The following is a 23,884-nucleotide window of genomic DNA, read 5'->3' on the forward strand; positions in this document are numbered from 1 at the left end:
ACCCCACCCCACCCATGATAGCCCGCCCTTTCAACATCCAGCAGTGGATTGATGAACACCGCCATTTGCTGAAGCCCCCGGTGGGCAACATGCAGGTTTTCAAAAGCAACCAGGATTTCATCGTGATGGTGGTGGGCGGCCCCAACGCCCGCAAAGACTACCACGTGGATGCCGGCGAGGAGCTGTTCTGGCAGATTGAGGGCACGATGACCGTGAAAATCATCGAGGACGGCCAGCCGGTCGATATCACCATCGGCCCAGGCGAGATGTTTCTGCTGCCGCCCTACGTGCCCCACTCGCCACGCCGCCCGGCCGGCACCGTGGGCCTGGTGCTGGAGCGCTACCGCACCGCCGGCGAGCTCGACGGCTTCCAATGGTACTGCGAAAACTGCAGCAACAAACTATATGAGGAATTTGCCGAAATCACCGACATCGTGGCCCAGCTGCCGCCCATCATGAATGCCTTTTGGGCCAACGACGACCTGCGCACCTGCAAGGTGTGCGGCACTTATATGGAGGCGCCCGCACCGGTAGTGCCAGCCGCCGAATAATTGCCGACCGTCATGCTGAGCGCGGTCGAAGCCCCTCTACCGCAACAGTAAATCTGATTACTTGCGCAGTAGAGAGGCTTCGGCTGCGCTCAGCATGACGGTCTTTTTCCCCACCCCACCTCCACCCCCCTCGCCCGCCCCGCCGTGTTGCCCCACCCTCTCAGCATCGATATCCACACCCACATTCTGCCCGAGCGCTGGCCCGACCTGCACGAGCGGTATGGCTACGGGGGCTTTATCCGGCTCGACCACCACAAGCCCTGCTGCGCTCGCATGATGCAGGACGACAAGTTCTTCCGCGAAGTGCAGGACAACTGCTGGGACCCGCAGGTGCGGATGCGCGAGTACGACCAGTTTGGGGTGCAGGTGCAGGTACTGAGTACGGTGCCCGTCATGTTCAGCTACTGGGCCCAGCCGCTGGACTGCCTCGACCTCAGCCAGTTGCTCAACGACCACATTGCCGACGTGGTGCGGCGCTACCCTACCCGTTTCGTGGGCCTGGGCACCATCCCGATGCAGGCCCCCAACCTGGCCATCCGGGAGCTGGAGCGCTGCATGAAAATCGGGCTGGCCGGCGTGCAGATTGGCTCGCATGTGAACGACTGGAACCTGGACGCGCCGGAGTTATTCGAAATCTTCGCCGCCGCCGAGGAGCTGGGTGCCTGCGTATTTGTGCACCCCTGGGACATGATGGCCCAGCAGAAAATGCCCAAATACTGGCTACCCTGGCTGGTGGGCATGCCCGCCGAAAGCACGCTGGCCCTCTGCTCCCTCATATTTGGCGGGGTGCTGGAGCGCCTGCCCAACCTGCGCGTGGCCGTGGCCCACGGCGGGGGCTCATTTGCCAGCACCATTGGGCGCATCGAGCACGGCTGGCAGGTGCGGCCTGACCTCTGCGCCGTCGACAACCCGCACAACCCGCGCCGGTACCTGGGCAAGTTTTGGGTCGATTCGCTGGTGCACGACCCGCTGATGCTCGACTACCTGATGAAAACCCTGGGGGCTGATAAAATCACGCTCGGCACCGACTACCCGTTTCCGCTGGGCGAGCTGGAGCCGGGCCAGCTCATCAAGTCCATGCCGTTTTCAGACGACATCAAAGCCCGGATGCTGGGCCAGAACGCGCTGGACTGGCTGGGGCTGACGGCCGGGCAGTTTGGGTACTCTTCTCATCCGCTGACGGCCGCGCGGTAAGCGCCTGCCCCCGCCACAAAGTACGTTGCTGAGCGTGGATGCTAACGCCGGGCTCATCTCTGCGTGGTGGCACTTTATTTTGTTACGGATTACCCTTTCCTGCTGCCCGGCGCAAGCCTTCTATCCTTCCAACCACTTGTCACAAGTCCTCCCCCCTGCCCCCGTCGCCCCCCAACCGGCGCGGAAGCGGGCTGCCGCCTGGTTTGCTCAGCACCCTGCCTGGGGGGCGGTTGTATTGCTCGGCATTCTGTTCGGCATTCACCTGTATACCAACCGATACCACGAAAACCATTACGATGCCCAGGGCTACTGGGAACTGGCCAACAAATACTGGGGCACCGGCCGCGTCGAGCTGCTATCCTTCGACAATATTCTGCGGGGCTATCTGTTTCCCCTGCTAATTTCGCCTTTCACCCTGCTCACGGCCTACTTTGGCTGGAAGCCGATTAACATCACCCGGGGGTTTGGGCTCGGCACGGCGGTGCTGCTGTTTGGCGTGGTGGGGCCCGGGTTGTGGCGCGCGCTGCGTGGGCCGTTGGCCCCGGCCGTGCCGCTGGGCCGCCGGCTGGTATTTGGCCTGCTGGGCTTTTTGATGTGGCGCGACTATTTCAACTTTGCCCTCACCGATTTTCCGGCGTTGCTGGCCCTGCTGGCGGGCATCTGGGCATTGTTGCGGCACCGGCAGTTGGTTTGGGGCGGCTTATTAGCCGGTATGGCGGTGGGGGCAGCCCTCAACTTTCGGCCCGTATATGCGGCCACCCTGCCCCTCGTGCTGCTATTGAGCGTGTGGCCCCGCGAGCGGCCTACTACTGGCGGCAGGTGGCTCGGGGCATTGCATTGGGTGCGGGGGGGCACTTTCCTGCTCGGCGTTGCCTTGGTGCTGGCTCCCCAACTGCTCATCAATCGGGCGCATTTCGACAGCAATAGCCCGCTGGTGCTCACGGCCCCGCCCGACAGCCCCAACCTGTACCTCTCGCAGGTGCACGGGGGACTGTTCATCCAGAAATACGAAACGACGGTGGGGGTAGACTACCCCACTCCCAGCGTGGTGTTTCGGGATGCCACCGGCGATGCCCTGGCCACCGAGGCCCAGCTGCCGCCCGACATGTCGTTTGCGGACTACTTGGCCATGGCCGGCCACTACCCGGGGCCGCTGCTGGCGCTCTGGCTCCGGCACCTTTTCAACGGGCTCGACCTGCAATACCCAACGCCCTATCCCCAGGCCATATTTGTCAACACCTCTGCCCTGGCCCTCACCAACTACCTGGTGCTCATCACCGGAATATTAGTGCTGGTTCGGCTGGGCTGGCGGCGGCTTACGTGGTCCCGCGGCCCGGCCATTATTGTGTTGCTCATTTTACTGGGGCCGTGCGCCGCTACCTTGCCGGTGGTGATGGAATGCCGGTTTCTGATGCCGCTGCACCTGCTGTTGTGCGCCATGGTTGCCTTTGGGGCTCATCCGCTGCGGCAATGGCGGGCGGCTTCGCTGGGCCGGCGGGCCGCCGGCTTCGCCCTCTACGGGCTGTTGGTGGTGGGTAGTTTTGCGGTTTCGGCCAGTACCCAGCGCCAGCTGGAAGCGAAGCCCCGCCTGCTTTTCAAGTGGCAGGAGCCCGTGCCGGGGTCGTGGTAGGCCATATTTTGTTAGCATCGGCGCGGCCTTTGCTCCGACCTTTACACCCCTGGAGTGGTGGTGATGAACACCCTGACCGTGAACCCACACCTGCTGCTGCTACGGTCGTTTTACCACCCCGCCGGCGCGCGCTACAAAATTCTGATGGAAGGTGGCACGCTCCCGTCGGACCAGTACGCTTGACTTAATGTGAATAATGCCTTTTAGAATGCTACCCAATTCCGCTGCAACCACTTCCCCTTCCCGCATCACTGCCTGGGTCGGCCGCCATCCGGGCTGGCTGGCTTGGCTGGTCCTGACCCTCCTGTTTTCCATTTATTTACTTAGCAGTGAACCGCTACCTATTATCTACGATGCGAAAGAGTACTGGCAGCTAGCCGAGAAATACCGGGCCAACGGAGATTTCCGCTTTCTGGCTTTCGACAGCGTGTTGCGGGGCTACCTGTTTCCACTGCTGCTCTCGGGATTGGTTTGGCTGCTTCAGCACGTCGCCCTGACCCCGCTCGATTTGACCAGGGCCATGGGGGCAGTTACGGCGGGCCTGCTCTTTGGCGTGGTGATGCCCGGCCTGTGGCGGGCGCTCCAGCCGATGGGCAGCCCACCGGTGCCCCTGGGCCGGCGCCTAATGCTTGGAGCCCTGGGCTTTGCGTTCTGGCGTGGCTACTTCAATTTTCCGCTCAGCGATTTTCCGGCCTTGCTGGCACTGGCCGGCGGCCTGTGGATGGCCGTGCGGAGCCGGTCGGTGGGGAGCGGGCTGCTGGTGGGCCTGTGCGTGGCAGCGGCGGCTAATTTCCGGCCGGTATATGCGGCCACGCTGCCGCTAGTGCTCCTGCTCAGCCTGTGGCCCCAGCCCGGGGCAGCACGGCCCCAATGGCTGGTCTGGTTCCGCGGGCTGGCCGTGGTAGCGGGCATGGCCCTGGTAATGGCTCCCCAGGTAGCCGTCAACCAAGAGCATTTTGGCGTTCGCAGCCCATTTGTGCTCACCGACCGGCCCGGGAAGCCCAGCTTGTATCTTAATCAGCTGGAGTGGGGGCTGCGCTACCAGAAATACGAAACCAGCATAGCCGCCGACTACCCGATTCCGCCCATGGTTTTTGGGAGCAGAGAAGGTTATCAGCTGTGGACAGATAGTGGCCTGAACAGACTAACCACCTATGCGCAGTACGGGCAAATTGCCCAATCGGCCCCGCTCACGGTGGCTTCCATATGGTTGGTTCACTTGTTCAATGGCCTGGATTTACAGTATACCACCCCGTACGTTCAGCGGGTTTATGCTTCTACCTGGGGCCTTGCCTGGTTGAATTACACGGTTTTATTTGGGGGCTTCTGTGTGCTCGCCAGTCGGGTGCGCCGTCGGCCCTGGCGCAGCTATGTGCCCATTGCGCTAGTGTTGGCAGCCTTTCTCGGCCCGTGCCTGGCTACGCTGCCGGTGGCCATGGAATGCCGCTTTCTATTGCCGATACACCTCATTCTTTACGCGGGCTTTGCGTTTGGGGCGCAGCCGCTGGCCTTCTGGCGGCGCAGCGACCTGCGTCAGCACCTGGCCGGCGTGGCCCTGTATGCCACCGTGGTAGTGAGCTGCTTCATCGTATCGACCAATATGCAGCTCAGCCTGGACAAAGCTCCTCGCTACGTTTTCAAATGGCAGCGGCCGGAAGTCGGGCCGCCAAAAGTCGTGACGTGGTAACTCCCTGCCAAACAACGCTATTTTTTGCCCGCCTGCCGTTTCGGCGGCTTATTACCACTCAGTCATGAATCCTTTGGCCCCCTCCACCGCCCACCTCGACGCTGCCGACCCGCTGGCCGCTTTCCGCCAGGAGTTTCACCTGCCGCCCGGCCCCGATGGCCGGCCCTGCGCCTACTTCTGCGGCAACTCGCTGGGGCTGATGCCGAAAGCTGCCCGAGCCGCCGTCGAGCAGGAGTTTGCCACTTGGGAGCGGCTGGGCGTGGAAGGCCATTTTCAGGCCCCCTCGTTCTGGATGCACTTCCACGACACCCTCACCGAGGCCACGGCCCGGCTGGTGGGCGCCCTGCCCCTGGAGGTAGTCGTGATGAACAACCTGAGCGTAAACCTGCACTTGCTACTGGTGTCGTTTTACCGCCCCACGGGCTCGCGCTACAAGATTTTGATGGAAGGCGGCGCATTTCCATCGGACCAGTACGCCATCGAAAGCCAGGCCCGCCTGCACGGCCTCGACCCCGCCGAGGCCATTGTGGAGCTGGTACCGCGCCCCGGCGAGCACACCCTGCGCACAGCAGACATTGAAGCCAAAATCGCGGAGCTGGGCGACTCGCTGGCCACCGTCCTCATCGGCGGGGTGAACTACTACACCGGGCAGGCCTTCGACATGGCCGCCATTGCCCGGGCGGGCCACGCCGTGGGGGCCTACGTGGGCTTCGACCTGGCCCATGCCGCCGGCAACCTGGAACTGCACCTGCACGACTGGGATGTGGATTTTGCCTGCTGGTGCACCTATAAGTACCTCAACTCCGGCCCCGGCGGCACCTCGGGCGTGTTTGTGCACGAGCGGTTTGCCCAGCGGCCCGACCTTGTGCGGCTGGCCGGCTGGTGGGGTCACGATGCCTCGGTGCGCTTCCAGATGAAAAAAGGCTTCCGGCCCATGGCCGGCGCGGCCGGCTGGCAGCTCTCCAACGCCCAGATTTTCCCAATGGCCATTCACCGCGCCAGCCTCGAAATCGTGGACCGGGCCGGGGGCATGGCCGCGCTGCGCCGCAAAAGCGAGCAGCTCACCGCCCGCCTCGAAAGCCTCATCCACGGCCTGGGCCTGCCGGCCAATAAGCTCGAAATCATCACGCCCGCCGACCCGGCCCAGCGCGGCTGCCAGCTCTCGGTGCTGGTGCACGAGCGGGGCCGCGAGCTATTCGATTTCCTGGCCGCCCAGGGCATCATCGCCGACTGGCGCGAACCGAATGTCATCCGCCTGGCACCCGTCCCGCTCTATAATTCGTTTGAGGATGTGGAACGGGTGGGCGCGGCGCTGGCGCGCTTCTTCAGTTAAGCGTTAGGAGTTGTGAGTTGAAACCGCCTTGCTGCCGATGACTGCCAAGCCCCGTTTTCATTCAACGAAGCTGTTTAGAAAGTCCCCGAACGGTCATGCAGCGCGCAGCGAAGCATCTTGCTCGCATCCTCAGGCCCGTTCAACGAGGCGAGCAAGATGCTGCGCTCTGAATGACCGTTTGAGTACCTTTTGTGACTTTCTAAACAACTCCAACAACTCCAGTTTTCAACTCACAACTTTTAACTCACAACTCTTAACTAGAAAAGATGGAAGATTACGCCGCTAAGATGCTGCTCAAAACCGACGTGGCCCTGCGCGAATACGTGACCGGCCATGTCCAGTACCGCGAGGCCGCCGTGCTCGCCGCGCTCGATGAGCTGCGCCGCCGGGGCCAGCCCGCCCCCGAGGAAGCCGCCCTGCGCCCCGCCCTCGAAGCCGGAGCCGCCGCCCAGCGCCCCCTCGACGAAGCCGCCGCCGAAGCTGCGCAAGACCGGACCCGGCCGGCTGAAACCCCCGATGCCATTGAACCCGATGAAACTGCGCCCGCGCTGTATTCGCCGGTGACCATCGTGCTGTTTTCCATTCCATTCACCTTTATAGCAGGCGGCGTGCTACTGGGCCTCAACCTGTGGCGGCTGGGCCGCAAGCAGGCCTTACTGGGGCTGGTGGTCTTCATTGTGACCTATCTGCTGGCCGGGGTGCTGGCCCTGAGCTGGGCCCTGCCCCGCTACGGCCTGAGCCCGTGGTACGGGCCGCTGTTTAACCTGCCCGCTATTCTGGCTTACGTGCTGTGGTTCTGGCCGCGCTACGTGGGGCAGCCGGTGTACCGCAACCGTAGCTGGCTACCGCCGCTACTGCTGTGCTTTGCCCTGGCTTACGGGGCCCAGCACTTCCAATCCTATATGCTGAAGCAGCAGCCCAAGGAAATGCAGCAGGAATTTGAGCGCATGATACCGAAGGAGTAGGGCCGTCGGCTTACCACGGGTGCAGCACCGACAGCGCCGTGACCCCGTAGGGCTTCAGGGTGTATATCTCGCCCCCTAAGCTCGGCGGATACGCCTCGGGATGGGTGCGGTATGCTCCCAGAAAGTAGAGCTGCTTGCCGGCCTCCTGCTCCTGGCCCGGCTGCCACACCCGGAAACGCGCCCGCACCTCGGGCTTCATAATGGCGAGGTTGTTCTCAATAAGCCCCCCGTTCTGGCCCATCACGTTGAGTTGGACGGCGGGGTCGTGCTGCGCCACCCACTCCAGCCCTTGCCGGTACGAGAGCCCCCAATAATCGCGCTCAAACAACCGGTCAGCTTCCTCGCCCGGCAGGAAGGAGAAGTACACCTGCTCCTGGGGGTGGGCCTGCACCATGCGCCCAACAGTGTACACCATTTCGAGCCCGGCCAGCCCGGCGGCTCCTACCGCCACCGGCCGCAGCCAGCGCAGCCGCTGCCCCTGCTGCCACAGTGCCCGGGCCCCGCGCAAGGCCACCAGCAGCAGGGCCGGATACACAAAGTACAGATGCCGCCAGCCGTCGTAAATGACCGATTGCAACGCAATTACCATGATAATGGGAAGCGCAAACCAGCCGATGAACAACACGTCCAGCCGCCCCTCGAAAGTGCGCAGCGTGGCAATGGGGTGCCGCAGCAACGCGTAGCCGGTGGCCACTGAGCCCAGCAGGAAGGCCACGATGTAGGCCACGGGCGTGGTAACGGCAATCCAGACCGGCGCGTAGTGCCACGGCAGGGCCAGCGTCGAAACCCGCTCGCCCAGGTAGATTACCTCCCCGTCCCAGCGAAAACGCTTCATGTTTTCGAGCGAGGTCAGGAAGTTGTCAACCGGGGCCTCCCACAAATAAGGCCAGCCGATGATAACAGCCACCACCACCACCACGCCAAAAACCGGCAGCGCCCGGGCAAATTGCCAGCGCCGAGCCTTGGCATCGTCCCCGAACAGCACTTCCAGGCCCACCATGCCCACGGTGAGCGCAATGAGCAGAATACCCAGAATACGCACGTCGATGGCCGCCGCCGTGGCCACGCCGTGCACCGCCGCGCGGGCCAGCGACGGCCGTTGCAGCAGGCGCACCAGCGTGTAGGCGCCCAACGTAAAAAATGCCAGAAATACAATGTCCTTGCCGTTGTAGAAGGCTTCGGCAAAGAAGCGGGGCGATAATACCAGCAGCGTGCTCAGCAGCAAGCCCAGCCGCCAGCTATTAAAGCGCACGCGCCCAATGTGGTACAAGGCCCAGGTGCCGGCCAAAAATACGAGGAACACGGCAAAGTGCCGGAGCAGGTAGTAGGTGCGCGAGTCGCGGATATCAATGAGCTGGTCGACAAAGGCCAACGGCATTTCAAAGAGCACGCCGTGGTCGTTCTCCCGGTAGCCGTGAATGTCGGGCGTGTCGGTAAACGCCGCCTGGTTGCTCGTCCATTCTGGTGCCACGAGCCCCCCCACGTACTTGGCGCTCACCATGCCGTTGGTACGGTCCACGGGCTCATCCCACGATACCCCGTAGTCTTTGTAGCAAAACAGGCCCACCAACAGCAGCAGACCAAAATAAAGCCGTACGTAGAAGGAGCGCTGCCGAGCGGCAAAAAAAGTGCGCAGGGGGAGAGGAAGCATGAGGGCTGACCAGTGGGAAAGGCGGTTTTGGGTAGTACCGGCCAAAAACTTCTCAAAAGTACTTTCGCCAGGACCTAGCCTTCCCACTCGGGCAGCAATTTTACCTGGCGGGCCTGCCTGTTATCGGCCGGGGCTGCCACCCACCGGGGCAGTTTCGCGTACAGTCCTAGAGTACTCCCTGCTTCTGCTCCCTCCCATCATGGCCAAGAAACCCGTCAAACCCAAAAAAGCTGCTACCGACCCCGCCAAAAAGGCCCGCGTGCACAAAGAGCTCGAAGGCTTTGAGATTGGGGTGAACCCACTGGGCGAAATCACCTCCAACTACTCCATCGAGCAGATAAATCAGTTTCTGGGCCGCCACGTGCGCGACAAAAAGCTGGTGGACCGCGCCGGCCAGTTCGGCGAAAAGGCCGGCGATGATGACCCCGAAGATGGAAACTTCCCCATCGAAGACGGCCAGGCCGAGCCCGAAGAGTCGGATGAGGACTTCATCAAGCGCACCAGCCGCGAGGCCAAACGCAAAAAAGCCGTTGGAGACCCCGAAAAGGAAACCGCCGACACCCGCGGCGAACCCCCATCAGAGGAATAGTTTTTAATGTAGGACTTACGCACTTCTACTCTACCCTACTATTTTTAGTAATTGATTTTTAGCAAGTTGCCTCGTAATCCAGTTCAGTAGCGTTTCAACCAAGCAGGCCAATGGGTCCTCGGGCAGGGTCAGCGGGCGGGCGAGTTGGCGGAGCAGATTGAGGCCGTGGCGGCTCAGGCTGGCGGCCCGGTAGCCGTGGTTTTTGCGGGCAATGGGCTGGCGGCCGCCGTGGGCGGCCGCGCCCACGCCCAGACAAAACGCGTAGGCCAGGCTGACCAGGGCCACGAGCTTGCGCAGCTTTTGGAAACAGCGCAAGTGGGTGGCTTCCAGGTTAAAGCCCCGCCCTTTCAGATTTTGAAAGCATTGCTCAATCGTCCAGCGCTTGGCATAGAGTTGCGCGAGGTGGTTCAGGCCGGCCGTGGCAAACAGGAAGACAAACGCGTCCGCCGCCACGGCCTTGACCCAGACCTGCCCCCAAACCCCGTCGACCTGCACGTGAGCGAAGCGGCGCACCTGCCCCGGCACCAGGCCCAGGTCGGCCACGGCCTGCCGGCGGCCGTCGGCGTGGGTCAGGCAGTGGTGCTTGGGCAGGCGCATGACAAAATTAAGCCCGTTGTCTTTGAGCCACTTGAACCACGCATGGCCGACAAATTCCCGGTCGCCCACGACCAGGCCGATGCGGTCTTTGCCCAGCAAGGCCACGCATTTTTCGAGCACCGCGATGCGGTCGGCGGCGTTGGAGTTGCCGCTGCGGTTGTCGAGTAGGTGCCAATAAAGGGGCACGTGGACCTCGCCCGTGCCGACGGTGACGAGCAGGATGTTCACCTGGCACTGGCCGAAGTCCCACTCCGTGCGGTCGAGGCATAAGCGCAGCTTGCCCTGCGCAGGCAACAAACTCAGTAAAAGCTTGGCCACCAGTACGTAATTGAGGTCTACTTCGCGGAAAAAGTCCTGAATGCGCGTTTCGTTCGAGGCGGGCTTGGCCGCGTCATTGAGGTGCTGGGCCACCTCGCCGAATTGCACGTTGCGGCTCTTTATCAGGCCAAGAATAAACTGGCCCACAAACTTTTGGCGGGACAAGTGGCCCACAAACGGGGCCTGTTGCAAAAGCGTCGTAATTTTAGCGGCGAAGTGTTGCTTCACGGGGCAGAACGGGTTTTTGGTGGTTGGAACCCCAAAGGTCGGGCTGCCCCGTTTTTATGCCCTAAAATTTAGTAGGGTAGAGTTACGCACTTCAAAAGCTGTGTAACCTGAAAATCAACGACTTGCATTCAAGACGCATGTTTGTTACATTGCTGTTTTTCAGCTGGTTAGTGTTTCAACTGCGTAAGTCCATTAATCACAGCGTATTGGTAGTGCCGATGCGCAGGCCTTTTTCAAAGGACTCTACTTTGATGAGCTGGCCGTCGGCATAGGTTTCGAGGCGGGTGCGCTTGTTCCGGTCGAAGGTTTCAATCTGCGTGAGCTGGCCGTTCTCGTAGGTTTCGGCGCGGGTGATGTTGCCATCGGCATAGGTCTGCACGGCCGAAATCTGCCCATCGGGCGCGTAGCTCGTCCAGGTGCCGTACCAGTAGAAGCGCGGGACCTGGCCCTTACCGGTTACCCACTGGGCCGGGCCGCGCCGGGCCAGTTGCCCGCCCGGATGCCAGTAGCTCACCTCACAGTAGCCCTCCTTGCGGTAGGTTTCGGTGCGGTCAAGCTGGCCTGCTGGGTCGTAGTACTGAAAGGTGCGGGCCGGTTGGCCGTGGCGGTAGCGCCCGGCGGTATGGGGCCGGTGGCGGCCATCGTCGTAGTAGGTGCGCCAGCGGCCGGTTTCGAGGCCATGCCGGTCGAAGCGGTTGGGCAGCCAAAAGGCCCACGCGGGCGGCGCAAGCGCAAAGCGTGAGCCGACGCAGCCGCTCAGTAAGGCACTGAATACAAGCAGTAACGGGAGTCGGAAGGACGTCATCGGCGGAAGAAAAAGGAGCTAACTATAAAGCTAGTTAACAGAAGCCTTTTCAACGCATTTGCAAAAAAATATTGCGCCCGTCGCTATTCATCCCATTGCAAATAGCCCTTCACCTATATCTTTGGCTACCCCAACCATTCCCGCTGCCATGACTTCCCACGACGTTGACTACCGCATCCTCGGCTCCGATATTCAGGTGCTCGAAATTGAGCTCGACCCCAACGAAACCGTCATTGCCGAGGCCGGGGCCATGGTGTACATGGAAGAAGCCATTGCCTTTGAAACCAAGATGGGCGATGGCTCCGAGCCCGACCAGGGCCTGATGGGCAAGCTATTCTCGGCCGGCACGCGCCTCATCACCGGCGAGTCGCTGTTTCTCACGCACTTCACGCACCGGGGTGGCTTTGGCAAGAGTAAAGTGGCCTTTTCGGCTCCCTATCCCGGCACCATCATCGCGGTCGATTTGCGGGAGATGCCCGCCGGCCTCATCGTGCAGAAAGATGGGTTCCTGGCCGCCGCGCGGGGCACCAAAATCAGCCTGCACTTCAACCAGAAACTAGGAGCCGGCCTGTTTGGCGGTGAGGGCTTCATCTTGCAGAAGCTGACCGGCGACGGCAAAGCCTTCGTGCACGCGGGCGGCACCATCATCGAAAAGCGCCTCAACAACGAGCTGCTGCGCGTGGATACCGGCTGCGTGGTGGCCTTCGAGCCGGGCATTGATTTCAGCGTGGCCCGGGCGGGCGGCCTCAAATCCATGATATTTGGTGGCGAAGGGCTACTGCTGGCCACCCTGCGCGGCAGTGGCCGCGTGTGGCTGCAGTCCATGCCCGTCAAAAAGCTCATCCGGGCACTGGCCCCGGGCGGCGGCAATTCCCAAAAAGAAAGCGGCGGCGTATTGGGCGGCCTGTTTAATGGGATGATGGACGAATAGCAGCGGCTTCGGGGCTACTATTGCTGCGCTCCGGTAGTCACGGGCTCGGCGGGGCTCATGGCCCCCTTGAGCATAAATGCCAGGGTCAGGGCCAGCACGAGGGCCACGCCCACGCCTACGCGCACCAAAAATTTAACATCGCTGGATTCATCATGCTTGCGGCGGTCGGTTTCGCGACGCTGCTGGCGGGACTTATAAGGGCGCTTATAAGCTGACTTCTGGGCAGTTGGTAATTCGGTGGTATAGAACATTGGGCGGGAATGCAACGGTAATATTACTGCCTAAATTCCAATATATATCACTATGACTCGACTAAAGTCTAAACAATCTTTACCAAACGCCTATTTGGCTCCACAAATGATGATTAGCAGATTATCAAATTGATTACTACGCCTGTCGTGCGGCTACGCTGGCAGCGCGCAGCACGGCCTCCAGCACCTCGCGCGAGTTGAGCAGGCGCGGCACTTTGTGCTGGCCACCCAGCTTGCCCTGGTGGGCCAGCCACGCCTCGAAGGTGCCGCCGGGCACGGCCCGCACCCTGGGCGGGGCCAGGGCCAAGCTACGGTGACGCTTGGCGGCATAGTCGGAATTGAGCGCGCACAGGGTGGCATCGAGCACGGCCCCAAACCGGGCCAGGTCGGGCACAACGGGCGCGTCGGCAAACTCAATCACCCACTCGTGCCCGCCCCGCGAGGTGGCGCTGTCGGCCGTGAACCAGACCGGAGCGGCCGTAAAATCGCGCACCAGCAGACCGGTGGCGTGGCTGGCGGCGGCTACGGCGGCCTCGGCGGTTTCAATCACCACTTCTTCGCCGAAGGCATTGAGAAAGTGCTTGGTACGGCCAGTAATACGCACCCGGTACGGGGCCAGCGAGGTGAATCGCACGGTGTCGCCCACCACGTAGCGCCACAGGCCGGCGTTGGTGCTGATGACCAAGGCATAGGGCCGGTGCAGCTCCACTTCGGCCAGGGGCACGGGGCGCGGGTCGGGCGCGGCCCACTGGTCGGCGGGCAGAAACTCGTAGTAGATGCCGTGGTCGAGCAGCAGCAGCAGGTCTTCGCCCTCAGGCTCGTCCTGCAAGGCGAAGTAGCCCTCCGAGGCGTTGTAGATTTCGAGGTAGCGCATGCGCGCATCCGGAATAAGCTGTCGAAAAAGCTCGCGGTACGGCCCAAACGCCACCGCGCCATGCAAAAACAGCCGTAGCTGCGGCCACACCTGGGTAATGTTGTCGGCTCCGGCCAGGGCCACCACGCGGCGTAGCAGCACCACCATCCAGGTGGGCACGCCGGCCAGCACCCGCACATCCTGCCGCAGGGCGTGCCGGGCAATGCGCTCAATCTTCTCTTCCCACTCCTCCAGTAGTGCCAGCTTGAGCGGCGGCGTGCGCAGCCGCTCGGCCCAGCCCGGCAGCTGCGCCATGATGACGGCCGACACGTCGCCCACCCGCGAGGCCGGCTCGTGGGGCCGGAACGGGTTGGGCGCGTGCGCCCCGCCCAACGACAGGGTTTTGCCGGCCAGCAGCCGCTCGCGGGGGTAGAGATGGGTGCTCAGGGCCAGCATATCGCGCCCGGCGCGGTAGTGGCAGTGGTAGAGGGCCTCGGCCGTGACGGGGATAAACTTGCTGCGGGCATTGGTGGTGCCGCTGCTCTTGGCAAACCACTGCGGGCGGCCGGGCCACAGCACATCGGGCTGGCCCCGCAGCACCTTTTCCAGCTCCGGATACAGCTGCTCGTAGGTGTTGGCGGGCACGCGGCGGGCAAACTCGGCAGGCGTCATTTTCTCGCTAAAGCCGTAGCGCCGGCCCCATTCCGTGCCCTGCGCCCGCCCCAACAGCCCCCGCAGCAGCCGCGCCTGCACCTCATGCGGCTGCTGCCGGATGCGGGCCAGCCGCGGCAGGCTGCTGAGTTGAACGGCGTGGGCGACGAGCTGGTCGAGCATCTTTACTAATGTGGAGATGTGATGATGTGGAAATGCAGGAAAGAGCCTGAATTTGTGGGGGTGGAGCCTGGTTTTAGCCCACAATAGTACCAAGGCCAGCTTTTCTGCCAATCTCGCTTATTTCATTTTCACATTTTCACACCCAGCACCTTCCCACATTTAAAAAAACTACACATTCCGCTTCAGCTCGAAATTCTTGCCCAGGTACACACGGCGCACGGTTTCGTCGCCGGCCAGCTCTTCAGCGGTGCCGGCTTTAAGGAGCTTGCCCTCGAAGAGCAGGTAGGCGCGGTCCACGATGCTGAGGGTGGAGTTCACGTCGTGGTCGGTGATGAGCACGCCGATGTTGCGGTGCTTGAGCTTGGACACGATGCCCTGGATTTCTTCGGTGGCAATGGGGTCGACGCCGGCAAAGGGCTCGTCGAGGAGCACGAATTTGGGGTCTACGGCCAGGGCGCGGGCTATTTCGGTACGGCGCCGCTCGCCCCCGCTCAATACTTTGCCCAGGTTTTTGCGCACATGGGTCAGGCTGAACTCTTCGAGCATTTCCTCCACCTTATCCTGCCGGGCCTGTTTTTTCATGCTGGTCATTTCGAGCACGGCCATGATGTTTTCCTCCACGCTCAGGTCGCGGAACACGCTGGCTTCCTGGGCCAGGTAGCCCACCCCGAGGCGCGCCCGCTGGTAGATGGGCATAGTCGTTATCTCAGTGTTATCCAAAAATATACGGCCGGAATTAGGCTTCACCATACCCACCATCATGTAGAAGCAGGTGGTTTTGCCGGCCCCATTGGGCCCGAGCAGACCCACGATTTCGCCCTGCTCCACGGTCACCGACATGTCGTTGACGACGGTGCGGGCTTTGTATTTTTTAACGAGGTGGTCGGCGCGAAGAATCATGGGCACAAAGGTAGGGGGCAGCGGCAGGGGAGCAGAACCGCCAAACAAACGATTGAACGAAACAAATTATTCGGCTTGCCTAACAAATCCCTTAAAATTTTCCCCTACTTTTAACCCCCACAATCTAACCCACCCTCAATCTCACATTTTATGACGGTTAAAAAACTACTCCTCGCGGGGGGCGCCCTGTTGGTCAGCGCGTCGGCGGCGTCGGCCAGCGGCTTCCAGGTAAACCTTGGCGGACAGAAAAACATCGGTATGGGTGGCGTAGGCGTGGGCTTGTCGCTCGACCAGGCCGCCATGTTCTACAACCCCGGTGCCCTGGCCATGGTGCGCGAAAACGGCGTGCAGGTGGGCTTCAATGCTGCCCTGGCCCGCGTGAGTTTCCGCAGCGACAACAGCACCCCGCAGCGCAATCTCGAGAAGCAGGTGGTGTTTCCGTTCAACTTCTACGCCAGCTTTGGCCCGAAGGACGCGAAGTACAAGTTTGGTATTGCCGCGTACACGCCCTACGGCAGCACGCTGAAATACGCCAGTGACTGGGAAGGCCGCTACGCCCTCACCGAAATCACGCTGCAAGCGATATATGTGCAGCCCACGGCTTCCTACGCCATCACGCCGACGCTGAGCGTGGGCGCGGGCCTCACCATTCTGGCCTACGGCTCGGTGAACCTGCAGAAGGATATTCCGCTGCCCACCGGCACGGGCCACATCACCCTCGACGGTAAAACCAAGACCCAGTTCGGCTACAACGCCGGCATTTTCTTTAAGCCGTCGGAGAAGTTGAGCGTGGGCGTGAGCTACCGCTCGAAAATTGACGCAACCGTAGACAATGGCAGCGTGACCTATTCGGGCCTGCCCGCGGCGGGCAGTGCCAGCGCGGCACTTATCAACCGCAGCTTCACGGCTACCAATTTCACGGCTACGCTGCCGCTGCCGGCCGTGGCCAACATCGGCGTTGGCGTGACGCCGAACGAGAAACTGACCATCGGTCTGGATGCCTCGCTCACGTTCTGGAGCGCTTACCGCACCCTGGACTTTGGCTTCAGCGGCAACAACGGCAACGCCGGCACGGCTACCGATGCTAACACCGGTCTGGTGGGTGGCAGCAGCCTCAGTTCCTCGAAGCGCTACTACCAGGACGCGCTGGCCTTCCGCCTGGGCGGCCAGTACAAAGTGGATGACAAGCTGACCGTACGGGCCGGCGCGAGCTACGACTTCACGGCCGTAAAAGACGGGTACGTGGGCCCCGAAACGCCCGATGCCGACCGCGTAATCCTGACGGCTGGCCTGAGCTACCAGGTAACCGAGCACTTCGGCGTGGATGCGTCCTTCCTGTTCGAGGACTTCCTCAAGCGTACCCAGACCCAGGCCCAGCTGCTCGACAACGGCACCACCGACCGCCTGGCCGGCACCTACAAAACCCAGGTTTACGTGCCCGGCATCGGCCTGCACTACAAGTTTTAATCACTCCCACCCGACTTTAGCTTCCTCCTGACATGAACCTAATGATTAAACGTACCGCGCCGGCACTCGCGCTGCTGGGCCTGGCCGGCTGCCAGCCCGATATTGAAGCGCCCTCGACCTCGGCCGGCTCGGCCGATTTTTCCAGCTACATCGCCGTAGGCAACTCGCTCACGGCCGGCTATTCCGACGGCGGCCTGTACCGCGAAGGCCAGCTGAGCTCGTACCCCAGCATCCTGGCCAGCCAGTTTGCCAAGGCCGGCGGCGGCAACTTTGTCCAGCCCCTCTTTACGGAGGCTCAGAGCAATGGCTCGGGGTACCTGCGGCTTGCCGGGTTTACGGCCACGGGCTCGCCCATCACGGCCAACGTGACCACCAACCTGGCCGTGCGCGGCGGCACGGCAGCAGCCCCGCTCTACACGCAGTTCCTCGACCCAGTGAACAACCTGGGCGTGCCCGGCATTCGCATGTCGGACATTCAGACCGTGGGGTACGGCAGCACGCTGGGCAACCCATATTTTGAGCGCATCACGCCCGCAGCCGCGGCCGGGCAAACCTACCTGCAGCGCGTGCAGGCTACGGTAGCGTCGCTGAAGCCGACCTTCTTCACCGAATGGCTGGGCAACAACGACGTGCTGGGCTACGCCACCGCCGGCGGTGGGGCCAACTCAATAACCCGTACTGATACCTTCACCCTCAAGACCAACCGGATTTTGAATGTATTGGTGTCTGGTGGGGCCAAAGGTGTGGTTTCGACCATTCCCGACGTAACTGGTATTCCGTTCTTCACCACCGTGGGCCCATCGTTCCGCGCCACGCTGGCGGCAGCCAACGTACCCAGCGCAGCACCGTTTGTGTACACTACTGGCATACTGGCCCCAAGCGCTACGCCGGGCACTAATGCCCGTGTAAGCACTACGCTTGCTAGCATTCGTGATGCCAGCGGCAACGGTAACCTGCTTCTAACCCTGACGGCCTCGCCCTACGCCGGTCTCTACGGTCGCCCCACTGGTAAATACTGGCGCGATTTCTACAAACAAGCAACTGGCGCGTATCCAACAAGCTCCTCCGACCCGGTCTACAATGGCTTTTTGAGAGGCATGGCTGTAGATACCACTCAGGCCTTCGGCCAGAGCGCGGGCAACCCCTTCCCCAGCACGCTGGTGCTGGACGGCACCGAGCAGACGACTGTAGCAACAGCTACCACCGCATTCAACGCGGCCCTGGTAGCGGCAGCCAACGCGCGCAATCTGGCCGTATTCGATGCCTATGCCTTCTTCCGCACGGTAGCGGCCGGTGGCTACGTGGTGAATGCCGCCAACAACACGACCGGCTACCTCTCGGGCTACATATTTAGCCTCGACGGCGTGCACCCTACGCCGCGCGGCTACGCCATTATCGCCAACGAAATGCTGAAGGTTATCAACGCCAAGTATGGCAGCTCCTTCCAGGGCGTGAACGCCAACAACTACCGCGGCGTCGTTTTCCCGCAGTAACCTACGGGTGGGCAACCACCAGCAAAAAGCGCCTTCCCCGGCTGGGGAAGGCGCTTTTTTTATGATGAAATTCGCCGAAAATCAGGCCGCCACAGTAGCCTGCGTGGCCAGGTGCGCGGCAATGAGCTGGGCGTGGTGCCGGCCGTTTTCGATAAACCAGCGGCTGGTGGCGCGGCCGCCGCACACGGTGCCGGCCACGAACACGCCGGGCTGGGTGGTTTCGTGGGTGGCGGGGTCGAAGAGCGGGGCGCGGGCCTCGTCGGCGGGGTCGGGCTCAATGCCGAGGCGGCCGAGCAGGGCCTCGTCGGGGTGGTAGCCGGTGAGGGCGTACACGAAATCGGTGGGGATGGTGAGCGGGCCGTCGGGCGTGAGCACTTCGATGGCCTCGGGCGTGATGGCGGCGACAGTGGTGTTGAAGTGCGCCGTAATGCGGCCCTCGGCAATGCGGTTGACGAGGTCGGGGCGAATCCAGTATTTCACAGAATCGCTGATTTCGGAGCCGCGCACGATGAGCGTGACTTTGGCCCCGGCGCGGGTCATTTGCAGGGCGGCTTTGGCCGAAGAGTTTTTGGCCCCGATGACCACAACGTGCTGCATTACGTGCTGGTAGGGCTCCTTGTAGTAGTGGCTGACGTGGGGCAGGTCTTCGCCGGGCACACCCAGCGGGTTGGGCAGGTCGTAGAAGCCGGTGGCTACCACCACGTTGCGGGTCGGAATCTCCCCTTTGCTGGTGGTGATAATGAAATCACCCTGCTCCCCGCGCAGGCTCAGCACTTTCTCGTGCAGGCGGATGTCGATTTTTTCGTCGCGGGCCACCCGCTGGTAGTAGTCGAGGGCATCTTCACGCAGGGGCTTGTAGTGCGCCGTGGGAAAGGGGTAGCCGCCGATTTCAAGCAGCTCGGGCGTGGAGAAAAACTCCATGTTGGTAGGGTAGCCCACCAGGGAATTGACCAGCGCGCCCTTTTCGATAATGGCCACTTTGAGGCCTTTGCGCTGGGTTTCGAGGGCGCAGGCCAGGCCCACGGGGCCGGCTCCGATGATGAGAACGTCGAGCATAAGAATCTTGGGCGAAGTAGCGCGAACTTTGCAGTTCGCGTCCCCGCGTTGTTGTTACGAAATTGACCGTGCGGCAACGCGAACTACAAAGTTCGCGCTACTTCCATGCGTACCTGCGACCTGTGCGGCAGCACCGATTTTAAGAAGCTGCCCTTTTACTACGAATTTGAAGGCCAAAAGCTGCAAGGCACCCAATGCCGCAGCTGCAACCTGATGTTTCTCGACCCCCAGCCCACGCCCGCACAGCTGGAGCGGCTCTACGGCAAAGACTATTTCACCGAGCGCCCCAACTATGACCGGACCCAGCAGGAGGTCGTTTTCATCGAGGAAGGCCAGAAGCAGGCTGCTTTAAACCAGGTTCGGCCCGACAAGTTCACCAACTACATCCTGGCCAAATATCCCGGCCGCAGGTTCCGCTACCTCGACGTGGGCTGCGGCCCTGGCTACACCCTCAAAAGCCTGGAGGCCCTGGGCTGGGAAGCCCACGGCCTCGAAATATCCGAGCACGCGGCCGACTTCGCCCGCCGCGAGCTGCACCTGCCCGTCGTCACGGGAAACATCGAAACCACCGAGGACTTCCACGAAAACCAGTTCGACCTCGCCTACATGGGCGACGTGCTGGAGCACCTGCTTTCGCCCGCCGCCACGCTGGCCAAGTTCCACCGCATTCTGGAGCCGGGCGGGCTGCTGGTGCTGGCCCTGCCGGCCACGCTCAATCTTCCCGCGGTGCGCCTGGGCTTTGCCGCCTACGCGGCTTTGGGCAAGGAGCGCAAGATGGATATTCCGCCCTACCACCTGTTCGAATTCACGCCGGCTACCATCACCAGGATGCTCAAAAAGCAGGGATTTGAAGTGGTGGAGCTGCTGAACCCGGTGAAGCCGCCGAAGAACATTCGCCTCGGCGGCAGCGTGGTGGAGAAGGTGAGCAAGCTGGCCGGGCAGTACCCAACATACTATCTCAACAAGCTGACGGGACGGTTTGGCGACCGGATGTTTGTGGTGGCGCGGAACGTAAAGTAACCTCCCCAACGGCGTCCCCTCACGAGCCCCCCGCGTCGCGAATGACACCAGCTCTATAAAAAACGCCCACTGCAGATGCAGCGGGCATTTTTCTTTATCGTCAGGCTCCCCTCTCCCCAAGGAGAGGGGCCGGGGGTGAGGTTATAGCTTAATCGTGCGCTTGCTCACCACTTGCCCATTCACCGTGACGGCGGCGATGTAAAGCCCGGCGCTGAGGCGGCTGCCATCTACGGCGACGGAGTGAGTGCCCGCAGCGAAACGCTTATCGCTCAACACGCTCTGCACGCGGCGGCCCATTTCGTCGAACAGCTCAACCGTAACGGCCCCGGCCGTCGGCAGCGTGAAGCCGACTTCGAACTGATTCACGAACGGTACCGGGCTGAGCTGGAGCTGGGCTTTGGGGTCGGCGCTGCTGGTGCGCAGGCCGAGCGTAGTGCCGAAGGCGCTGAGATTCAGGAAGTCGGCCATGATGGGCGTGATGGCAGTATTGTCGAGCAGGCCGCGGCCGGTAATCTGCTGGGCGTGGGTATTGGTGTTGTCTTCGGCTCCTACCCAAATGTCCTGTGGGGTGTGGTTGCCGGGCGTGGCGCCCTGGTTGCTGCCTACGCCGGTGCTGGCGCGGGTGCCGTTGCCGTTGGTGAGGGGATTTGAGCCGTAGGCCACCACGATGCGGCGGCCGGTAACCGAAGCCGGCTGCGGGTAGTCCTTACCCTGGAAGGTATTCATCATGTAATCAGGAAACCAGCCGCCCGCGCCGCCGTCGCCGCGCACCAGGTTGGTGGGGGTGGCATAGCCCGCCTCGGCCGCTACCGACTTGGTAATCTGGCCCGAGTAAGTGCGGATTTTGGTGCCGTTCTGCTGAGCATCGGCCTCGTCGTGCAGGCCCGTGACGGTGAAGCCGCCGCACTCGTGGTCGGATGTGCTAAAGACCAGCGTTTTGCCGGTTACGGCGGGCGTGGCGAGCAGTGCCCGGCCCTCGGCCACGGCGTAGTCGAAGGCCATTACCTCCTTAATCATGTAATCGGAAGCGTACACGCTGGTGGTGCGGGGCATGGCGGGCGTGGCGATGTAGTTGGCCTCGCCGCCGCCCGTCAGGTAGGCCGGCTTGTCCGAATCGACGGTGTACTGGTTGCCGCCGGCGGGGTTAGCCACCACCGTGATGCCGCCGGTATTAGCGTGCTCCAGGTGGTCGATGCGGCCGGCCTCCACCATCAGGAAAAAGCCCTTGCCGTTGCTCTTAGCCTTGAGGACTTCGATGGCCATGTGGGTCATCTCGGCCAGCGAGGGCTCCCAGGCGGCGCTGGTCTGGCGGTCTTGCTCGTAGTTGACGTGCGAGGAGTTGAACAGGCCCAGCAGCTTCTTACCGCCGGGGCCATACTGGCTGAGATTGATGTTGTTGAGGGCGTCGCGACTGTTCACGTAGCCGTAGTTGCGCTGGTTCACGGCGTAGCCCACGAGGTCCACATCGTCGGCGCGGTTGCCTTTCAGGGTGGCGGCCACGCCGGTGGCCGGGTCGATGATGGCCGCACCGTTGCGGTCCAAGATGGTTTCGTAGGAGCTGGCCGCCGTGCGGGAGCGGGGCATGAAATGGCGGGCCCCGCCGCCGAGAATCACATCCAGCTCTACGCCTACTTTGGGCGTGGGCAGCACCCAGTCGCGGGCCGCCGTGTAGCGGTACGACGTAGTGGGGCTGCTGTTGAAAATGGCCTCATACTGCGTCTGCGTCGAGGCAATGTACTGGGCCGAGATGTAGTCCTCCAGGTCGCGGTACCAGATGTGGCTGGCGAAGGCGGCCGGCGTGGCGTGCGTGATGCGGGCCGTGCTTACGAGGCCCACGGCATAGCCCTGCTTCTTGGCGGCTTCGAGAATGGTTTCGATGGCCGCGCCCGAACCGGGGTTCAGCGAAATCACCTCGTTGTCCTGCTTGCCGGGCTTGCCACAGGCGTACACCGCCGCCCCCGGGGCCGAGTCGGTAATCCAGGAGTTGAGCGAGTGGGTGGTGACGGTGGCGTTGTACTTGAGCTTATCGAGCGCCAGCACCTGGAACCCGGCATCGGACGTGAAGCGCTTGCCCGTGGTGCCCTGGCCCATGGCCATGCGCGCCGCTGTTTTCGGGGCCAGCCCAAAGCCGTCGCCGATGTAGATGATGACGTTGTTGTTGGTGGCCGATGCCTGGGCCCGCGCCTCCTGTCCTGCCACTGCCGCCAGCACCAGGCCACCGAGTAAAATTTTCGCTTTCATAAAAGCCGGTTGAAGTTGATGAATGGAATACTAACCGGCCGCAAAATTGGGCGAGTGCCGTGAGGCCATGGTTACTCATTCATCAAGCCTGCATTATGAAAGCCGCACCAACCAAACACTTAATTAATCATTAAGTAATCAGCTGGTTGCGCAGGCAATTCTACCTTTGCACGAATCATCAAACTGTCCTGGCACCATGCTTTTTTTCCTGAAATTTCCGTGTCTTCGCCAGTGGCTGCCGGGGCTATTGCTGCTCAGCGCCAGCCCGGCGATGCAGGCCCGCCCCCGGCCGCCCTACGCGGTGCCCGGCCACGAGCAGCCCGTCGCCCTGCTGCACGCTGGCAAAGCCACCTACCTGGTTACCCAGCACAGCGTGCTGCGGCTCGAAGGCCGGCGGCTCGTGCGCCACTTCCGGAGCGAAGCCGCCATTCAGTGCGCCACGACCCACGATACGGCCCTGTGGCTGGGCACGCGCCAGGGCCTGCTACGGCTGAGCCCGCGCACCTTCCGCCCGCAGCCGCTGGCTCTGCCCGGCGTGGCCGCGCCCAACGTAACGGCGCTGTTTGGCGATGCCCGGGGCCAGCTCTGGGTGGGAGCCAACGGCGCGGGCGTGTTCCGCCGGGCCAATGGCGCGTTTGTTCAGGAGCTGCATACGCCTGCCATCAACGGCGGCGTGGCCACGGCCGACAGCGCTGTCTGGATTGCCACCAGCATCGGCCTCAGCCGCAAGCAGGGCCCCGAGTGGACGCGCTACAACGAGGAAGGCGTGGCCAACCACGAAATCCCCGATAACATCGTGGAAAAGCTGCTGCCCGACAACGACGGCAACCTCTGGGTGGTGATGTCGGACGCCATCTGCGTGTTCGAAAAGAGCGGCCAGCGCGGCGCGGCCGAGGCCGAGCTGCCCACCGTGAAGTTCATCGGCCGGCCCGGCAACGAGGTGTTCGGCGTGGCCCACGTGCCCGGCGCGGGCCGCCTGTTTGCCACCGCCCAGGGCCTGCTGCTGCTACCCGATGCGCCCACCACGCCCCTCCCCGACTTCGCCGCCGCTACCGATAAAATCGAGCCGCAGCGCCTGTTGCAGCCGCTGCCCGCGCTGCCGGGCGCCGGCAACCCTACCCTGCTGGCCGTAGACAAGCAGCAGCGGCTGTGGCTGGCGGGACCGGAGGGCGTGGTAGTGCTCACAGCTAAGGGGTTTCGGCAGTTTGCGCTGAAGACAGCTCCTCAAACAACTCTGACAACGAACCTCAACTCGCAAAGCCGGCGACTTCCGATGAGGTAATATGCACG

20 protein-coding genes are annotated in these 23,884 nt (G+C 62.4%); 12 read left to right on the forward strand and 8 right to left on the reverse strand.

Annotated features, from left to right (window positions below):
• The first annotated feature begins 14 nt into the window (after positions 1 to 14).
• The 6 genes from KQ661_RS02580 (at position 15) to KQ661_RS02605 (ending at position 7,360) form a co-directional block, all read left to right on the forward strand.
• Positions 15 to 551 carry a 3-hydroxyanthranilate 3,4-dioxygenase gene (locus KQ661_RS02580; RefSeq protein WP_216679213.1) on the forward strand — a complete coding sequence of 179 codons (537 nt, stop codon included), beginning with the start codon at positions 15 to 17 and terminating at the stop codon, positions 549 to 551.
• Positions 552 to 695: 144 nt separating this feature from the next.
• Complete coding sequence (locus KQ661_RS02585; RefSeq protein ID WP_216679214.1) at positions 696 to 1,745, forward strand: amidohydrolase family protein; 1,050 nt, start codon at positions 696 to 698, stop codon at positions 1,743 to 1,745.
• A 235-nt stretch (positions 1,746 to 1,980) separates the two neighbouring features.
• Positions 1,981 to 3,375: a hypothetical protein gene (locus KQ661_RS02590; protein ID WP_216685578.1), complete on the forward strand. Its 1,395-nt coding sequence runs from the start codon at positions 1,981 to 1,983 to the stop codon at positions 3,373 to 3,375.
• A 208-nt stretch (positions 3,376 to 3,583) separates the two neighbouring features.
• The gene (locus tag KQ661_RS02595) at positions 3,584 to 5,062 is read left to right on the forward strand and encodes a hypothetical protein (RefSeq protein WP_216679216.1); all 1,479 of its coding nucleotides are present in this window, start codon (positions 3,584 to 3,586) and stop codon (positions 5,060 to 5,062) included.
• Between the two features lie 64 nt (positions 5,063 to 5,126).
• Complete coding sequence (kynU, locus tag KQ661_RS02600; RefSeq protein ID WP_216679217.1) at positions 5,127 to 6,395, forward strand: kynureninase; 1,269 nt, start codon at positions 5,127 to 5,129, stop codon at positions 6,393 to 6,395.
• Positions 6,396 to 6,661: 266 nt separating this feature from the next.
• On the forward strand, positions 6,662 to 7,360 hold the full coding sequence (locus KQ661_RS02605) for a hypothetical protein (protein WP_216685579.1): 699 nt from the start codon (positions 6,662 to 6,664) through the stop codon (positions 7,358 to 7,360).
• A 10-nt stretch (positions 7,361 to 7,370) separates the two neighbouring features.
• Here KQ661_RS02605 and KQ661_RS02610 read toward each other — a convergent pair whose 3' ends face one another.
• Positions 7,371 to 9,011 (reverse strand): hypothetical protein, encoded by a 1,641-nt coding sequence (locus tag KQ661_RS02610; protein WP_216685580.1) that lies wholly within the window; start codon positions 9,009 to 9,011, stop codon positions 7,371 to 7,373.
• 199 nt (positions 9,012 to 9,210) lie between these two features.
• Between KQ661_RS02610 and KQ661_RS02615 the strand changes: the two genes are divergently transcribed.
• On the forward strand, positions 9,211 to 9,600 hold the full coding sequence (locus KQ661_RS02615) for a hypothetical protein (protein WP_216679220.1): 390 nt from the start codon (positions 9,211 to 9,213) through the stop codon (positions 9,598 to 9,600).
• A 30-nt stretch (positions 9,601 to 9,630) separates the two neighbouring features.
• Here KQ661_RS02615 and KQ661_RS02620 read toward each other — a convergent pair whose 3' ends face one another.
• Positions 9,631 to 10,743 carry an IS4 family transposase gene (locus tag KQ661_RS02620; RefSeq protein WP_216685581.1) on the reverse strand — a complete coding sequence of 371 codons (1,113 nt, stop codon included), beginning with the start codon at positions 10,741 to 10,743 and terminating at the stop codon, positions 9,631 to 9,633.
• Positions 10,744 to 10,939: 196 nt separating this feature from the next.
• The gene (locus KQ661_RS02625) at positions 10,940 to 11,548 is read right to left on the reverse strand and encodes a toxin-antitoxin system YwqK family antitoxin (RefSeq protein ID WP_216685582.1); all 609 of its coding nucleotides are present in this window, start codon (positions 11,546 to 11,548) and stop codon (positions 10,940 to 10,942) included.
• 148 nt (positions 11,549 to 11,696) lie between these two features.
• Here KQ661_RS02625 and KQ661_RS02630 point away from each other — a divergent pair, with 148 nt between their 5' ends.
• Positions 11,697 to 12,479, forward strand: coding sequence for a TIGR00266 family protein (locus tag KQ661_RS02630; protein WP_216679222.1), 783 nt, complete (start codon positions 11,697 to 11,699; stop codon positions 12,477 to 12,479).
• A 17-nt stretch (positions 12,480 to 12,496) separates the two neighbouring features.
• Here KQ661_RS02630 and KQ661_RS02635 read toward each other — a convergent pair whose 3' ends face one another.
• The 3 genes from KQ661_RS02635 to lptB form a co-directional block, all read right to left on the reverse strand.
• On the reverse strand, positions 12,497 to 12,730 hold the full coding sequence (locus KQ661_RS02635; protein ID WP_216685583.1) for a hypothetical protein: 234 nt from the start codon (positions 12,728 to 12,730) through the stop codon (positions 12,497 to 12,499).
• Between the two features lie 136 nt (positions 12,731 to 12,866).
• Entirely contained in the window at positions 12,867 to 14,417 is a 1,551-nt protein-coding gene (locus KQ661_RS02640) for a GH3 auxin-responsive promoter family protein (protein WP_216685584.1), read from the reverse strand.
• 168 nt (positions 14,418 to 14,585) lie between these two features.
• On the reverse strand, positions 14,586 to 15,317 hold the full coding sequence (gene lptB, locus KQ661_RS02645) for an LPS export ABC transporter ATP-binding protein (protein WP_216685585.1): 732 nt from the start codon (positions 15,315 to 15,317) through the stop codon (positions 14,586 to 14,588).
• A 150-nt stretch (positions 15,318 to 15,467) separates the two neighbouring features.
• Between lptB and KQ661_RS02650 the strand changes: the two genes are divergently transcribed.
• A complete protein-coding gene (locus tag KQ661_RS02650) occupies positions 15,468 to 16,784 on the forward strand; it encodes an OmpP1/FadL family transporter (RefSeq protein ID WP_216679226.1) in 1,317 nt (438 codons plus the stop codon).
• A gap of 41 nt (positions 16,785 to 16,825) precedes the next feature.
• Positions 16,826 to 18,277 (forward strand): SGNH/GDSL hydrolase family protein, encoded by a 1,452-nt coding sequence (locus tag KQ661_RS02655; protein ID WP_216685586.1) that lies wholly within the window; start codon positions 16,826 to 16,828, stop codon positions 18,275 to 18,277.
• A gap of 81 nt (positions 18,278 to 18,358) precedes the next feature.
• On the opposite strand, the gene KQ661_RS02660 is transcribed toward KQ661_RS02655, so the two are convergent.
• Positions 18,359 to 19,333, reverse strand: a complete 975-nt coding sequence (locus KQ661_RS02660; RefSeq protein WP_216679228.1) for a YpdA family putative bacillithiol disulfide reductase — start codon at positions 19,331 to 19,333, stop codon at positions 18,359 to 18,361.
• Positions 19,334 to 19,438: 105 nt separating this feature from the next.
• On the opposite strand from KQ661_RS02660, the gene KQ661_RS02665 reads away from it, so the two are divergent.
• Positions 19,439 to 20,353, forward strand: a complete 915-nt coding sequence (locus tag KQ661_RS02665; protein ID WP_216685587.1) for a class I SAM-dependent methyltransferase — start codon at positions 19,439 to 19,441, stop codon at positions 20,351 to 20,353.
• 141 nt (positions 20,354 to 20,494) lie between these two features.
• Here KQ661_RS02665 and KQ661_RS22710 read toward each other — a convergent pair whose 3' ends face one another.
• The gene (locus tag KQ661_RS22710) at positions 20,495 to 22,594 is read right to left on the reverse strand and encodes an alkaline phosphatase (protein WP_216685588.1); all 2,100 of its coding nucleotides are present in this window, start codon (positions 22,592 to 22,594) and stop codon (positions 20,495 to 20,497) included.
• Between the two features lie 196 nt (positions 22,595 to 22,790).
• Here KQ661_RS22710 and KQ661_RS02675 point away from each other — a divergent pair, with 196 nt between their 5' ends.
• Positions 22,791 to 23,876, forward strand: coding sequence for a hypothetical protein (locus tag KQ661_RS02675; RefSeq protein ID WP_216685589.1), 1,086 nt, complete (start codon positions 22,791 to 22,793; stop codon positions 23,874 to 23,876).
• Positions 23,877 to 23,884 lie beyond the last annotated feature (8 nt).

Source organism: Hymenobacter siberiensis (genome assembly GCF_018967845.1).
Taxonomy (GTDB): domain Bacteria; phylum Bacteroidota; class Bacteroidia; order Cytophagales; family Hymenobacteraceae; genus Hymenobacter; species Hymenobacter siberiensis.